General features: G+C 44.7%; 15 protein-coding genes. 10 read left to right on the top strand and 5 right to left on the bottom strand.

The window, feature by feature from the left end; all coding sequences use genetic code 11:
* Positions 1-48 precede the first annotated feature (48 nt).
* The 10 genes from AC6CH7_RS12860 (at position 49) to AC6CH7_RS12815 (ending at position 9653) form a co-directional block, all read left to right on the top strand.
* On the top strand, positions 49-312 hold the full coding sequence (locus AC6CH7_RS12860; RefSeq protein WP_498263113.1) for a (4Fe-4S)-binding protein: 264 nt from the start codon (positions 49-51) through the stop codon (positions 310-312).
* Positions 313-328: 16 nt separating this feature from the next.
* Complete coding sequence (locus tag AC6CH7_RS12855; RefSeq protein WP_498263112.1) at positions 329-631, top strand: GNAT family N-acetyltransferase; 303 nt, start codon at positions 329-331, stop codon at positions 629-631.
* A complete protein-coding gene (locus AC6CH7_RS12850) occupies positions 628-1071 on the top strand; it encodes an OsmC family protein (RefSeq protein ID WP_498263111.1) in 444 nt (147 codons plus the stop codon). Before AC6CH7_RS12855 ends, AC6CH7_RS12850 begins: the two co-directional genes overlap by 4 nt.
* Positions 1072-1099: 28 nt before the next feature.
* A complete protein-coding gene (locus AC6CH7_RS12845; RefSeq protein ID WP_498263110.1) occupies positions 1100-2467 on the top strand; it encodes an alginate export family protein in 1368 nt (455 codons plus the stop codon).
* Between the two features lie 37 nt (positions 2468-2504).
* The gene (locus AC6CH7_RS12840; protein ID WP_498263109.1) at positions 2505-4109 is read left to right on the top strand and encodes a Na+/H+ antiporter; all 1605 of its coding nucleotides are present in this window, start codon (positions 2505-2507) and stop codon (positions 4107-4109) included.
* A 43-nt stretch (positions 4110-4152) separates the two neighbouring features.
* The gene (locus tag AC6CH7_RS12835; RefSeq protein WP_498263108.1) at positions 4153-5007 is read left to right on the top strand and encodes an alpha/beta fold hydrolase; all 855 of its coding nucleotides are present in this window, start codon (positions 4153-4155) and stop codon (positions 5005-5007) included.
* Between the two features lie 212 nt (positions 5008-5219).
* Complete coding sequence (locus AC6CH7_RS12830) at positions 5220-7022, top strand: amidohydrolase (RefSeq protein WP_498263107.1); 1803 nt, start codon at positions 5220-5222, stop codon at positions 7020-7022.
* A 381-nt stretch (positions 7023-7403) separates the two neighbouring features.
* On the top strand, positions 7404-7811 hold the full coding sequence (locus tag AC6CH7_RS12825; RefSeq protein WP_498263106.1) for a hypothetical protein: 408 nt from the start codon (positions 7404-7406) through the stop codon (positions 7809-7811).
* 37 nt (positions 7812-7848) lie between these two features.
* Entirely contained in the window at positions 7849-8919 is a 1071-nt protein-coding gene (locus AC6CH7_RS12820) for a sensor histidine kinase (RefSeq protein WP_498263105.1), read from the top strand.
* On the top strand, positions 8916-9653 hold the full coding sequence (locus AC6CH7_RS12815) for a LytR/AlgR family response regulator transcription factor (RefSeq protein WP_498263104.1): 738 nt from the start codon (positions 8916-8918) through the stop codon (positions 9651-9653). Before AC6CH7_RS12820 ends, AC6CH7_RS12815 begins: the two co-directional genes overlap by 4 nt.
* A 334-nt stretch (positions 9654-9987) precedes the next feature.
* Here the strand turns inward: AC6CH7_RS12815 and AC6CH7_RS12810 are convergent, their stop codons facing one another.
* The 5 genes from AC6CH7_RS12810 to AC6CH7_RS12790 form a co-directional block, all read right to left on the bottom strand.
* On the bottom strand, positions 9988-10257 hold the full coding sequence (locus tag AC6CH7_RS12810) for a hypothetical protein (protein WP_498263103.1): 270 nt from the start codon (positions 10255-10257) through the stop codon (positions 9988-9990).
* 204 nt (positions 10258-10461) lie between these two features.
* A complete protein-coding gene (locus tag AC6CH7_RS12805; protein ID WP_498263102.1) occupies positions 10462-10692 on the bottom strand; it encodes a hypothetical protein in 231 nt (76 codons plus the stop codon).
* Positions 10693-10695: 3 nt separating this feature from the next.
* Complete coding sequence (locus tag AC6CH7_RS12800; RefSeq protein ID WP_337714991.1) at positions 10696-10935, bottom strand: hypothetical protein; 240 nt, start codon at positions 10933-10935, stop codon at positions 10696-10698.
* A 584-nt stretch (positions 10936-11519) separates the two neighbouring features.
* The gene (locus tag AC6CH7_RS12795; protein ID WP_498263101.1) at positions 11520-11879 is read right to left on the bottom strand and encodes a helix-turn-helix domain-containing protein; all 360 of its coding nucleotides are present in this window, start codon (positions 11877-11879) and stop codon (positions 11520-11522) included.
* Positions 11863-12174 carry a type II toxin-antitoxin system HigB family toxin gene (locus AC6CH7_RS12790; RefSeq protein WP_498263100.1) on the bottom strand — a complete coding sequence of 104 codons (312 nt, stop codon included), beginning with the start codon at positions 12172-12174 and terminating at the stop codon, positions 11863-11865. Before AC6CH7_RS12790 ends, AC6CH7_RS12795 begins: the two co-directional genes overlap by 17 nt.
* Between the last annotated feature and the right edge of the window lie 589 nt (positions 12175-12763).

The raw sequence follows: 12763 nt of genomic DNA, 5'->3' as shown, positions 1-12763 counted from the left end.
TTTGTATGGCAGCTTTATCACGATCGTCATGCAATATGCGGAATCCGTATGCTCATTGAAGTCCGTTCTAAACTGTGGCAAAAGAATCTTAAAGATATGGAAATACACGAATATTCGAACGGGCGGTTAACCTTCCTTTGGAAACCCAAACTATGTATCCACTCGGCCATCTGCGTGCGGGCACTTCCGAATGTTTATGACCCGAAGGTGCGTCCCTGGATCAGACCGGAGAATGCGACCGGTGATGAATTGATCGCGCAGATTGCCAAATGCCCTTCAGGTGCCTTAAGTATCAAAGGTGGAACGAAATGATCAATAAACACAAATAATGGAAAGTACAAAAGTTGTTTTCACAAAGCATGTCCATGGTGAGGTTCAGCTCTTTTCGGATGGAGATCAAATAGGTAAAATGAGCCTGGCCATGACGGGTGGCAGGCTGGCGGTATTCCATACCGAGGTTGACGCGGAGTTCGAGGGCCGGGGTTTTGCAAAACTGCTGCTGGCCGAGCTGGTCCGCTACGCCAGGGAAAAAGATCTGAAGATCATTCCACTGTGCCCGTATGTGAACGCGCAGTTCCAGCGCCATCCTGCAGAATATGAAGATGTATGGAGCAAAGACTGGCATCAATGAAATACATATTGGAACACCCTGTTAAGGGGGTCATTGGCAGCGAGAAATTCCTAACTGCAATACACTGGCGGAACGGCGTGCTGATCACCGACGAACCTGAAAAACTGGGTGGTCAGGACCTTGGTCCCGATCCGTATACGCTGCTGTTAACGGCACTAGTTTCCTGTACGCTGGCAACATTAAGGATGTACCTCGACCATAAGGGCCTGGTCATTCCGGAAATCAGTGTAGAAGCGAACATGTTCCAGAAGATTGGGAACGAAGGGACGGTCACTCACATTGAACGCCGCATAACCATTCCTGATATCTTAGAATCCGAACTGCAGCAGCGGTTGATACGCATAGCGGAAAATTGCCCGGTATCTAAGATCCTGAAAGGAAGTATCAAGATCACCTCGGAATTCGGGACGGCCGAAACGGAAATAAACCCAACGGATTAGAAGATCAATTCATAAAAACGCACGCTTGATGAAAATAAAAACCGTATTACTTGTAAGTCTTTTGATGTTGGCAAAATTTTCCCATGCCCAAAATTTCAGGCTGTTGCGTTATGACGAGGATTACTCGGCACTAAAGGACAGTGTAGGTACCTTATATAACCGTCTGAAATACCTGCCCCTCTCTCAAAGCGGCAGCACCTACCTTTCTTTTGGCGGCGAAGCCCGTATAGAGACCGACCGTTCGCAAAATGAGGACTGGGGTGGCAGAAACTTTGGCACCCAGGCCTTCCTGCTACAACGTTACCAGTTACACGCTGATCTGCATTTGGGTGATCGGGTACGCATCTTCGGTCAGCTGCGCAGTGGTTTGGAGAACGGCCGTGAAACAGGCCCCCGCCCGATAGACGAAGATAAACTGAACGTCCAGAACTTGTTTGTAGACGTTATCCCTTACCAGACCGCTGATCGAAAGATCACTGTGAGACTGGGCCGGCAGGAACTGCAATATGGCAGCGGCCGGCTCATCGATGTTCAGGAAGGGCCTAATCTCCGCCTGTATTTTGATGGAGCTAAGGTAGCTTATAAGTCTGCCAGGCTAAACGCGGACGGCTTCATCATGGCCAACGGTGGGGTTAAGACCGGCGTCTTTGACAACCCGGTGAGCCGTAAGGCAAGCCTATGGGGCTTTTACGGTACGTGGTTTGCGTCTAAAAAGCTCAATATCGACTTTTCTTACCTTGGGATCAACCGGGCTGATGCCAGGTTCGACGAGGGTGTCGCCGATGAGCGGCGACATAGCGTAGGTACGCGCTTCTGGAATTCGGGCAGCGGGTTCCTTTATAATTTAGAGACGAATTACCAGTTCGGATCGTTCGGACCGGGTAAGATCAGCGCCTGGGGCGGCTCCGCCGATATTGGCTACAAGTTTGGCAACCTGAAAGGCTTGCCCGCGCTGAATCTCCGGAGCGATCTGATCTCCGGCGACAATACGAAAGGTGACGGCAGGTTGGGCACTTTTAACGGGCTGCATCCCAACGGCGGTTACTTCGGTGTGTATCCACAGGCAGGCCCAGCCAATATCCTTTCCCTTCATCCCAGCCTGGCCTGGAATCCGGCCACAAATGTGCGCCTCACTTTAGAAACCGTTTATTACTGGCGGCAGTCACTGCAGGATGGGATCTATCGCCCTTCCGGCGCGTTTAACCTGTCATCCTCAGGTTCAGGCAAAAGGTACATCGGCACCGGTTATATGAGCATGGTCACATGGAACATCAGCCCGTACTTCACTTACATTCTCGGTGCGCAATATTTCGATACGGGAGCATACCTCAACGATATCATAACGCAGCATAAGGATGGATTCTTTATCGCTTCACTGCTGGCATTCAAATTTTAAGGACCGATCATCAATTAAAAGGAAATACATAGAAACAATGCACACGAACCTGCTGCTCATAATGGGACTTCTTTTTGTCGTCATGCTGCTGGTGATGCTGGCACAAAAGATCAGGTTGGCTTATCCTATCTTTCTGGTACTGGCTGGATTAGGCATCGGCTTTATTCCTGGCATCCCGGTGTTAAAACTGGACCCGGAACTGATATTTCTCATCTTCCTGCCGCCGCTGCTGTATGAGGCAGCCTGGTATACCTCCTGGAAAGAATTCAAAAAATGGAGCGGCGGCATTGCCATGCTGGCTTTTGGTTTGGTATTCTTCACCTCTTTAGTCGTCGCGTATGCCGCTCATTCATTTATACAGGGTTTTACCCTGGCTCTGGGTTTCCTGCTGGGCGGTATTATATCTCCGCCTGATGCAGTAGCGGCCACCACGGTTTTAAAAGGGCTTAAGGTGCCACGCCGCACCATCACCATACTGGAAGGAGAAAGCCTGGTTAACGACGCATCCTCACTGATCGTCTTCCGTTTTGCTTTAGCAGCTATCCTTACCGGCGCCTTTTCCATACAGCAGGCAACAGGGCAGTTCTTTATGGTTGCAGGCATGGGGGTAGTTGTTGGTCTGGCCGGAGCGCATGTCATGTACGTCATCCATCGCTTTATGCCCACTTCGCCAGCCATTGATGCCACGTTAACGGTCATGACGCCCTATATTCTTTTCTTATCGGCAGAGCATTTCCATTTTTCCGGCGTGATGGCCGTGGTGAGCGGCGGATTGTTCATGTCATTCCGCGCTCACGAAATGTTTAAGACCGGTAGTACCAGGATGAATATGACCGGTGTTTGGCATACGCTCATTTTTGTGATGAACGCATTGGTATTTATCCTCATCGGACTGGAGCTGCCGGAGATCGTGCGTGGCCTGGGCGATGTGTCTATCTTACAGGCAATCAAATATGGCGTTTTTATCAGTCTCATTGCTATAGTCATCAGGTTGCTGTGGGTGTTCGCTACCGTGCATATTCCCCGCTGGTTCAGCAAAAAGAGCAGCCTAAAGCCATCGCCCGGCTGGAAGAACCCGCTTATTATCGGCTGGGCAGGAATGCGCGGTGTGGTATCCCTGGCAACTGCCTTATCTATACCGCTTTACATGAATGATGGTAGGGCATTCCCGCACCGCGACCTGATCATTTTCATCACGTTCGTAGTGATCTTCATTACCCTGGTTTTCCAGGGATTAACCCTTCCCGCTGTCATCAAACTGACCGGAATCGGTGAACTTGACCCGATACTGCCTTCTCATGAACAGCATGCCGGTATCAGGCTCAGGCTGGATACCGTGGCATTGCAGCGGCTGAACGCGCGACACACATCCGCCAGCAGCAATAGCCTTTTGAAGAGTTATGCCGAGAAACTTAAACGCGAAATAGAAGGACACCAGGTGTACCTGAAGTCGGTCGAAGTATGTATGAACAGGAACTTCGAAAGGGAAGAATTCCAGCAGGTAATGGCCGATATCCATGATCATCAGCGCAGAGAACTGTTCAAAATGAAGAACGAGAGAACCTACACCGATGAAGCGATACGCAAGGCGGAACATTTGCTGGACATCAATGATCTGCGCGTATCGGAAAGTCCGCTTTAGTCAGTATTAAGCAGTCCATTATTAAGCATTATATACAAACGAAATGAAAGACGAAAAAAAGAATTTGAACGCACAGCCGGAGGGCAGAAAAGAATTTATTAAAGTGGCGCCCAATGTGCGCCTGCATGTCACCGACATCGGTGAGGGTAAACCGCTGGTGCTGATCCACGGCTGGCCGCTGAGCGACGCCATGTATGAATACCAGTACCAGTATTTCGTTGAGCGTGGTGTAAGAGTGATCGGGATCACACTGCGCGGTTTTGGAAAGTCAAGCAAACCTTATGGTAAATACAATTATGATGTGTTTGCTGCAGATATCAAAGCTGTGCTGGAAAAACTGGAAATTAAAGGCGCTGTACTTGGCGGCTTCTCTATGGGCGGTGCCATCTCCATTTACTTTGCTAGTCGTTACAAAGGTGAGCACATCAGCAAGTTGGCCCTGTTCGGCGCAGCAGCGCCGATTTGGACAAAACGCCCGGACTTTACGTTTAACCTGACACAGGAAGCCGCCCAGCAGCTGATCGACCTGAGCCGTGTTGACCGACCCAAACTGTACGAGGATTTCGGTACGATCTTCCCGGCGAGCGAAACCTCTGTATCGCCAGGTATGGCGGCCTGGCTGGGTATCATCAACTGGGAAGCCTCACCTTATGCCGCCACGCAATGCCTCATCGCCTTAAAGGATACCGACCTACGCCCACAACTACCGGGGATCGATATTCCGACCGTTATCTTTCATGGCCGCTACGATAAGATCTGCGATTTTCAATTGGCGGAACAGATGCACAAAGGCATCAGAGGCTCAGAACTTGTTCCATTTGATCATAGCGGACATGCGCTATTTATTGAAGAGACAGAAAAGTTTAATCAGGAACTGGAAAAATTTATTCTGAGTTAACAGACGTAAATTTTATGCCGCAACATGACGAATATAATTACTGCGTCGACCGATACGATTTGATGAAATGAATAGACAAATCACGTCGATGGAGAAAAAAGCAATAAACTATTAACACCAACTGCAATGAAACATTGGTTTTATCTATCCCTAGGGGGAGCAGTAATAAGCTTCAGCAATGGGAATTCGCTTACACCACTCAAATACATTTTATGAAAAAAATTATTGCATTACTCACAGCAGCATCTATCAGTTTAGGATCAACTGCGCAAACCAAAAATCCATCAGCCGGTGCTGATCTGATCGTTTATCATGCTAAAATCACGACCCTTACGGCAGCACAGCCACAGGCCACTGCGCTTGCCGTAAGTGCCGGCAGGATCTATGCCGTCGGCGACGACGACGAGATCCTTGCCCTTAAAGATAGCCATACCCGCCTTATTGACGCAGACGGCAGACGCCTGATCCCCGGACTGGAAGATTCGCACATGCATCCTTTGAATGAAAGGAATTTTACACAAAAGGTAAAATGGGACGGCGTGCCGACACTTAAACGCGCGCTGGAAATGCTGACCGAACAAGCGGCAAGAACCCCGGAAGGGCAATGGGTAAAGGTGACCGGCGCCTGGTCTCCTTACCAATTCAAAGAACACCGCGAACCTACCATTGAAGAACTGAATAAGGCGGTGCCAAATAAACCGCTTTGGATCCAATATGCTTACAACAGATTATGGCTAAACAAACCGGCCATGAAGTTTTTCGGCATCGGGACGCCGAAATTCAAGGCAGAAGCCGGTACCGTCCTTCACAAAGACAATAAAGGTAATTATACTGGGGTGATCGACGCAAATACGTTCGTATTTGTCGCGTTGGATGCTATGTTACCGACAGCAACACCGGAAGAGGAAGTCAGCTCACTTGAATATCTGATCAGGGACTTGAACCGGTTCGGACTCACTACGGTCATTGAAAACTCCAGCGTCATTCCATACCCACAAGGCCACGCACCCATTGAAACCCTTATTAAAGAAAACAGGATGAATATCCGTTTTCCATTCGTTGACCTTGGATTCACTTATGATCCTAACAAAAGCTGGGTGGATACCGAAATAGAACGGGTCACCAAGATCTCACCGGTTAGCCCGGGACAAAATCTGAACCCGAATATGGAGCACGGCCATGAATATGAAGGGACCGGTGAGGTACTCAGCCCCGAGGTTCATGATCATGAGAATTTTGATAAGCCGGCAATTATCATTCCGAGAGAAAAAATGTATAAGTATGCTGAGGAATATACTCGTAAACTAATACAAAAGAGGATCCCGTTCCGGGTACATATGACCTATAATGAGAATCTAACACCTTTCCTGGACGCATTTGAAGAAGTTGTTAAAACAACGCCGCTTGATGGCATGCGCTGGGCTGTCGAACATGCAGAGACCATCAGTGATGAGAATATCGCAAGGATCAAAAAGCTAGGCGGCGGTATCGCACTTGACAATAAAATGGCATTGCACGGTGAGGGCTTTGCGAAGACGTACGGCTTGGAGAAAGCGCTTTACACTCCAAGATTCAGGGCCTTGATGAATAGCGGTATTCCATTATCATTGACCACAGATGCCTTCCGTGTGTCTCCCGCTAATCCCTGGACAGGTATCAGCTGGGCAGTGACCGGCAAAGCCGTATCTGGTAACATGATCTTAGCCGAGGATAACCGGCTCACACGGGAAGAAGCCCTGAGATTGTATACGATCGGTGCCGCCTGGTTTGAAAATCAGGAAAGTGACAAAGGACGCATCGCGCCGGGGAACCTTGCAGACTTTACGCTGTTAAGTGAGGATTACTTTTCCGTACCAGATGACCGGATCCAGTACCTGCAATCTGTACTGACCGTAGTAGGCGGAAGAGTCGTATATGGTGCTGGCAAATACAGTGAACTTTCTCCTAAACTCGGGGATGTACTACCATCGTGGTCACCAATAAAATATTTTGGTGGTTACCATTTTGAAAAATAAACATAACCAGGGCAATTCAGGTCGACCCATCTGTGTTGTATGATCCATGATCCAATAGAAGCTGGAAGCGCTGTTAAGGGTTCTGGCCAAGACGATCTGATGGCCGTTATCGGCATGTAAATTGTATGGATGATTAAAGTAGGGTTTGCGCCAGCTTTTGCAAACCCTACTTTTTTTGCCGGTATTTAAACCCTACCCAACGGGTTGACATAGAGAAAACGCCTGTTCACATAATAGAATTTACTGCGGGGTATGCCCCAACTACTTTTGTTCATGGTTTTAGTGAACAGCAATCCGGCATAGATCGATCAGTTAGGATCTCCGGTATCTCACGCAAACCGAATAAACATCTATTTGGTCATCATTAAAAAAAAAATTAAAATGAAAAAGGCAACATTAATTTCGCTGATCGCATTCCTTTTAATAGGATGCCTAGCCGCATGCTCCACTCCGTCGTACTTTGGGAAAACGTATTCGCCGACCCAGAACGTAGATGTGTACCTGGCTAAGTCAGACGTCAAAAAGAATTATACGACAATGGGTTCTACTAAGGTGGGTAAGGGCTTTAGTTCATTGGAGTCTGCACAGCAAAAGGTCATTGAATTAGGAAAAGCTAAGGGCGCTGATGGCGTGGTCATGGAACTTACGGAAGAAATAATAAGTACGCAACAAACAGGTACAGGGGTAGTCACACAATCGAAGAAGAAGAATGTCATCGGTACCAGTAGTTCATCTACCATGGACATTAAACAGAAAAAAATAACTGCTACATTCATTAAATACGAATAAAGATCTGCCTTATCAGAACTTTGCAAATCCGGATAGCATGTTTAGAAAAGTAACGACGTTCATAAAGATCAACAGCAGGCGCTTGTTATTACTGACCGTGTTCTCGCTGTTCATTTACGGCTCGTTCTTTACGCTGTCATATTTGGTTACCCCGGAAAAGACGATCAAAAATTTCGCGGGACGGGATGGCTTGGTATTTGGCATATTGACCTTTGTTACAGAGGCTGTTGTCACCCACTATGTGCTGATCTTCATGGTGATACTTCCCACAATGCATGGGCAGCGCAGCCGCAGAAGTGCTTTGGTGATTACCGTGATCCTTTTTTTGGTGAAGTTCTCGGTCAACTATGGTACTTACCTGTATGAAAGCAGCAGTGGTAACGCTGCTGCTACTAAACTCTCTCAAAATTCGCTGGGCTGGATCCTGCTTATATCTTATCTGTTCACACTGGTCAGTAGTCTTTCCGTAGCCCTGCTGGTTGAATGGGTGAACAAAAGCAAAGAACGTATCATGCTGCAAAAGCAAAGGACTGAAGCTGAACTGATCACCTTGAAGCATCAGATCAATCCTCATTTTTTATTCAACTCGTTAAGCTTCATTTACGGGAAGGTGATCAAAACGGATACAGAAGCAGCTGATTCGGTACTGATGCTGGCCAATATTATGCGGTACGCATTGGGGACGAGTGAAAGTACTGATGGTAAGGTAGATATCATGGATGAGCTTGAACACCTAAAAAATGTGATAGAGATCAATCAGCGCCGTCATAACCATGGCTTAAATATCCGCTATGAGGAGCAGATAGACGATCAGTCCATAAGCATTCTGCCGCTGGTACTGATCACCTTGGTTGAGAACGCATTTAAACATGGCGACCTGCATGATCCGGATCATCCCTTGCTGATCAGGATCAACACCAGGGTTAACGAACTTGCTTTTTATATTGAGAATAAAAAAGGCAAGGGAATAAAAGAGCTTTCCAATGGCATTGGCCTCCAAAACATCCGGCAGCAACTGAAGCTGACCTACGGTAGCCGTTCTAACTTTATGATAAAGGACACCAACGGTATTTTCAGTGTAACTTTAAATATAACATTTGCTGTATGATAGATTGCGTGATAGTAGATGATGAGCAGCACGCGATAGATCTGCTCGTTCAACATATTAGCCAGGTGCATTTTCTACGGGTGGTAGGTACAGCCACCAACCCGGTAAAAGGGCTGGCAATGGTCACTGACCTGAAGCCTGGACTGGTATTTTTAGATGTCCAGATGCCACATCTTACCGGTATAGAAATGCTGAAGCTGATTAGTAAGGATAGCCATATCATCATGACCACTGCCTACAAGGAATATGCTCTGGAGGGGTTTGAACATGCGGTTGTAGATTATCTGCTGAAGCCAATCCAGTTCCTTCGGTTCCTAAAAGCTGTTAATCGCTTATGGACCATACATAGCGGTTTTAAACCAGCAACGGAACAAGATCACTACGTGTTTGTGAAAACCGAACAAAAGGGCAAACTGCTGAAGATAGACTCCCGGAGGATCACTTACATTGAAGGCCTGAGCAACTATGCGATCATTCACATGGACGATCAAAAAAAGATCATCACCTATCTCAAATTGAAAGAGCTTTCGGAAAGTTTGTCTGCCAGGGGTTTTGTACGGATCCATAAGTCATTCATTATTTCGCTTAGCCATCTCACCGCGGTAGAGGGAAATATGGTCAGGATCCTTAATGAAGAGCAACCGATCGCCATTGGTGAAGCTTACCGTAAAGACTTCTTCGAATTTATCAATAGTAAAATGCTATCCGTGCCACCGGATAGCACGGTCAATTAACAGGTAAGGCCCAATTTGTTGCTTAACAATAACAACTTACTTATAGAGAAGGTAGTTTTAGAACACCCTCGGTCAATTCTGAGTATATCCGTAAGTCACTGATAATCAAAGAAGAATGGCTGCTCTTTTTGGAGCAACCCTCTCGTGTTTTTGAAGGAGTCCCTTCATGCGGAGAATCGGATTACCCACTGCAACATCTACAGGAACTTTTCAGAATAATCAGGGAAATTTACAAGAATAAGGAGCGAATTGAAGATAATAAGAATGGACGAGAGGGAAAGTAGCTGAGATGCTCAAAGGTTAGCTATAGAGCCTTTGAGCATCTCAGCTACTTTTAATTTACTTTTTTGTTGTCTTTTCCTGTTTGGTAGGTGGTATTGAAATCACCTTTGATCCATTGTACTTTACCGAAATTATGGATTTCAGGAGCGGTAATATAGGCGCCTGTTTCGGTGTCTAATATGACTATGCCTTTTTCCCCCATTGTAGTACGGTATTTTCCTGGATGATCGTTTTGTCCATTTTTAAAGCTGAGCGCGATAAGGACTAGCCCTGCGGCCATAAATCCAAAGATCGTGGATTTGATGTCTAATGTAATTTTCATAAGAAGTTTTATTTGTGTATAGGCTAAATATACCCAAATGAGTAGGACTATTTTGTAAAGGGTTCATTACAGTATTTTAACTGTCTTGCCTACTAACAGGCTATCAAAGGAAAGCTAGTGGTTTATTTATCGAAGATTCGAGCAAGATGCTCAGGAAGTTACGGTAAAACTGGCCTGTTTATTTATGATAAAAACAAGGATGGTTTATCTCCAATACAGGTTGGGGTAAAAAAGGCATGTTTCTCGCCCCACTGGAATGGAGGTAAAAACGATGTCTTTTCTATCGGCTATGGCTTTTAAGGCAAGTTCTTTAGTCCGGCTTTTGTAAACATCAGTCATCAGAAATTCGAACCCCTCCAGTTCGTTCAATCTTGTTCGGATAAAAGTAGATTTGCCTGCAGCATTGCAGCCTGTGATAAAGATAAGTTCTGGCATACTTTAATTTAGCTTTTTAATAACCGTATCCTTGATCTCTTTAGGTATGCCATTAGCATCGCTTATGATTTCGATCTCTACCAGGTATTTTTCACCTGTTGGAAGCTCTTTACACCAATATTTGCCATATTCTTCAAATTGAGCGTAAAAGGGATTTCCCAATTCGAAGGCGCGCTGACGTCCAAGTTCATGCATGTTGCCCATGTTTTTTAAAAGGCGCTCAACAGTAGGTGTTTTTTTCATTTGAATAATGTAGCTGTTACTTGATGATGTAAAGATACGGATTTGCAAAATAGTACGCATTATTTTGCAAAGTGCACACGCCTGCATAAAAATTACGAAAATATTTGCAGAATATTGTTTAGTAATTCTCTGTTGCTTTTGTTCTCACCTAATAAAAATCTGAAATGATGGCATCAAATAGGTTTAATTACTGAATGCGGATCATCTCTTGTTTGCGAGGTCTTCTGTTTGGATATTTGCTGTTGATTACTTGATCTACATCGGTTCTTTTGTACTCATATCTTCATTAAACAGGGGGTGTCCTGAGCTATTTACAGCTGATTTTTTTGCATTGCCGTCCTGGATAGGATGGCAATGTTTTTTTGAACCTGGCTTTTCAGGGGCAAAACTTTATCTTTAAGTTGAGAATTGATGCATGTTTTGGTATGTCCTAAAAAGAAAAAAGCCTGATAATCATACGATTTGCAGGCTTTTTGCTGGTTTTGACACCTTTTTGGCTGGGAGAGTGGGAGTTTATTAGAACACTTGGAAGGAATTTTAGCTGTTATAAGAGAAATTTTAGGGAATGAAAAAAGAGATAATCATTAATATGCCTGAATCAGAACCTCTGCAGGAATATTCAGTATTTCAGTTAGTTTACGAATCATCGACAAGCTTAACTTTCTTTTTCCTGATAAAATTTCAGATTTTCTCGAACGGTTTCCTAAGATATTGCTCAACTCATTCTCCGATAAATTCATTTGTTCTACACGGAATTTTATGGCCTCCAATGGGTTAGGATAGGCAACAGGATAATGGATCAGCTCATATTCCTTCACCAATATGCTCAGGATTTCAAGTTCATCAGAGGTTGCAGAACCTTCTACAATATCAGCTTGCATCAGTTCATAGACACGTGCCAATGCATCATTGTACTCATTTTCTGTTTTAATTGGTTTTAACATAACTTATTGTTTTAGCATTTATCTTATCATATTGCTTATGCGTTCCGAACCAAACAACAAAAACAATTTTTAAACGATATTCAATATCTACAATTAGGCGATAACTATTGCCATGAATATTAAATACAACTCTCTTTTCATTTAGTATAGAAGCATTTCTATATTGGGCTTTTAATTCATTTGGATTATTCGACAAGGCAGTTGCCGCTTCTTCATGCCAGCTCAGCAAAGCCTGTTCTGCTTGATGAAAGTCGGTAATGTACTCCTTTAATGTTTTTATTGCTATCACCCGCATCTTTACAAAGATACGATATTGTTACCAAATTGGTAACGTAAAAAGTAAAATTTTAGACACAAAAAGCCGACTCAAACAGTTATTTTGAAATAATTAATTCAAATATGCACCAGTTATTTTATAAATATTCAAAAAGCTTTTCCACTAAAAAGGTTTCAGTGAAACAAGCTGTCAAAATCTTAAGACGTAATGGTATTCACGTTAATGAGGAAAAGCCGAAGTAATATTGGATTTTCTTTACCTTATTGCAAAGACGTATAGTGATATCACGGCTGATGATGATTGCTCGAAATTGGAACCAAAGACATCATTCGAACACTAACATCTGGGTACATATGGATTTAGAAAGTCTTATTTATCCGAAAGATTCATCGCTAAAAATATTTGCAAAAATCTCGAACACCCCTTTTGTTGTTTAATTATAGAAGTATTTTTTTGTAAATCAGCACTTTAATCCCATAAAAAAAGGAAATAACCAAATTTGATTATTTCCTTAAGCGGAGAGTGGGGGAATTGTACCCCGGGTTAAAATCTCGCTTTAATATGGTGTCGAAGAGGTTTGCGATTGGCGACTCACCGAATCACTCAT

The organism is Pedobacter sp. GQ55, from assembly GCF_059758925.1.
The sequence above is the reverse complement of the archived record's forward strand: the minus strand, read 5'-3'. Positions and strand labels throughout refer to the sequence as shown.

What these genes read in the sequence shown, in the direction of transcription:
- AC6CH7_RS12860 (WP_498263113.1), top strand. Translation starts at nt 49, where the DNA reads ATGCTCATTGAAGTCCGTTCTAAACTGTGGCAAAAGAATCTTAAAGAT.
- AC6CH7_RS12855 (WP_498263112.1), top strand. Translation starts at nt 329, where the DNA reads ATGGAAAGTACAAAAGTTGTTTTCACAAAGCATGTCCATGGTGAGGTT.
- AC6CH7_RS12850 (WP_498263111.1), top strand. Translation starts at nt 628, where the DNA reads ATGAAATACATATTGGAACACCCTGTTAAGGGGGTCATTGGCAGCGAG.
- AC6CH7_RS12845 (WP_498263110.1), top strand. Translation starts at nt 1,100, where the DNA reads ATGAAAATAAAAACCGTATTACTTGTAAGTCTTTTGATGTTGGCAAAA.
- AC6CH7_RS12840 (WP_498263109.1), top strand. Translation starts at nt 2,505, where the DNA reads ATGCACACGAACCTGCTGCTCATAATGGGACTTCTTTTTGTCGTCATG.
- AC6CH7_RS12835 (WP_498263108.1), top strand. Translation starts at nt 4,153, where the DNA reads ATGAAAGACGAAAAAAAGAATTTGAACGCACAGCCGGAGGGCAGAAAA.
- AC6CH7_RS12830 (WP_498263107.1), top strand. Translation starts at nt 5,220, where the DNA reads ATGAAAAAAATTATTGCATTACTCACAGCAGCATCTATCAGTTTAGGA.
- AC6CH7_RS12825 (WP_498263106.1), top strand. Translation starts at nt 7,404, where the DNA reads ATGAAAAAGGCAACATTAATTTCGCTGATCGCATTCCTTTTAATAGGA.
- AC6CH7_RS12820 (WP_498263105.1), top strand. Translation starts at nt 7,849, where the DNA reads ATGTTTAGAAAAGTAACGACGTTCATAAAGATCAACAGCAGGCGCTTG.
- AC6CH7_RS12815 (WP_498263104.1), top strand. Translation starts at nt 8,916, where the DNA reads ATGATAGATTGCGTGATAGTAGATGATGAGCAGCACGCGATAGATCTG.
- AC6CH7_RS12810 (WP_498263103.1), bottom strand. Translation starts at nt 10,257, where the DNA reads ATGAAAATTACATTAGACATCAAATCCACGATCTTTGGATTTATGGCC.
- AC6CH7_RS12805 (WP_498263102.1), bottom strand. Translation starts at nt 10,692, where the DNA reads ATGCCAGAACTTATCTTTATCACAGGCTGCAATGCTGCAGGCAAATCT.
- AC6CH7_RS12800 (WP_337714991.1), bottom strand. Translation starts at nt 10,935, where the DNA reads ATGAAAAAAACACCTACTGTTGAGCGCCTTTTAAAAAACATGGGCAAC.
- AC6CH7_RS12795 (WP_498263101.1), bottom strand. Translation starts at nt 11,879, where the DNA reads ATGTTAAAACCAATTAAAACAGAAAATGAGTACAATGATGCATTGGCA.
- AC6CH7_RS12790 (WP_498263100.1), bottom strand. Translation starts at nt 12,174, where the DNA reads ATGCGGGTGATAGCAATAAAAACATTAAAGGAGTACATTACCGACTTT.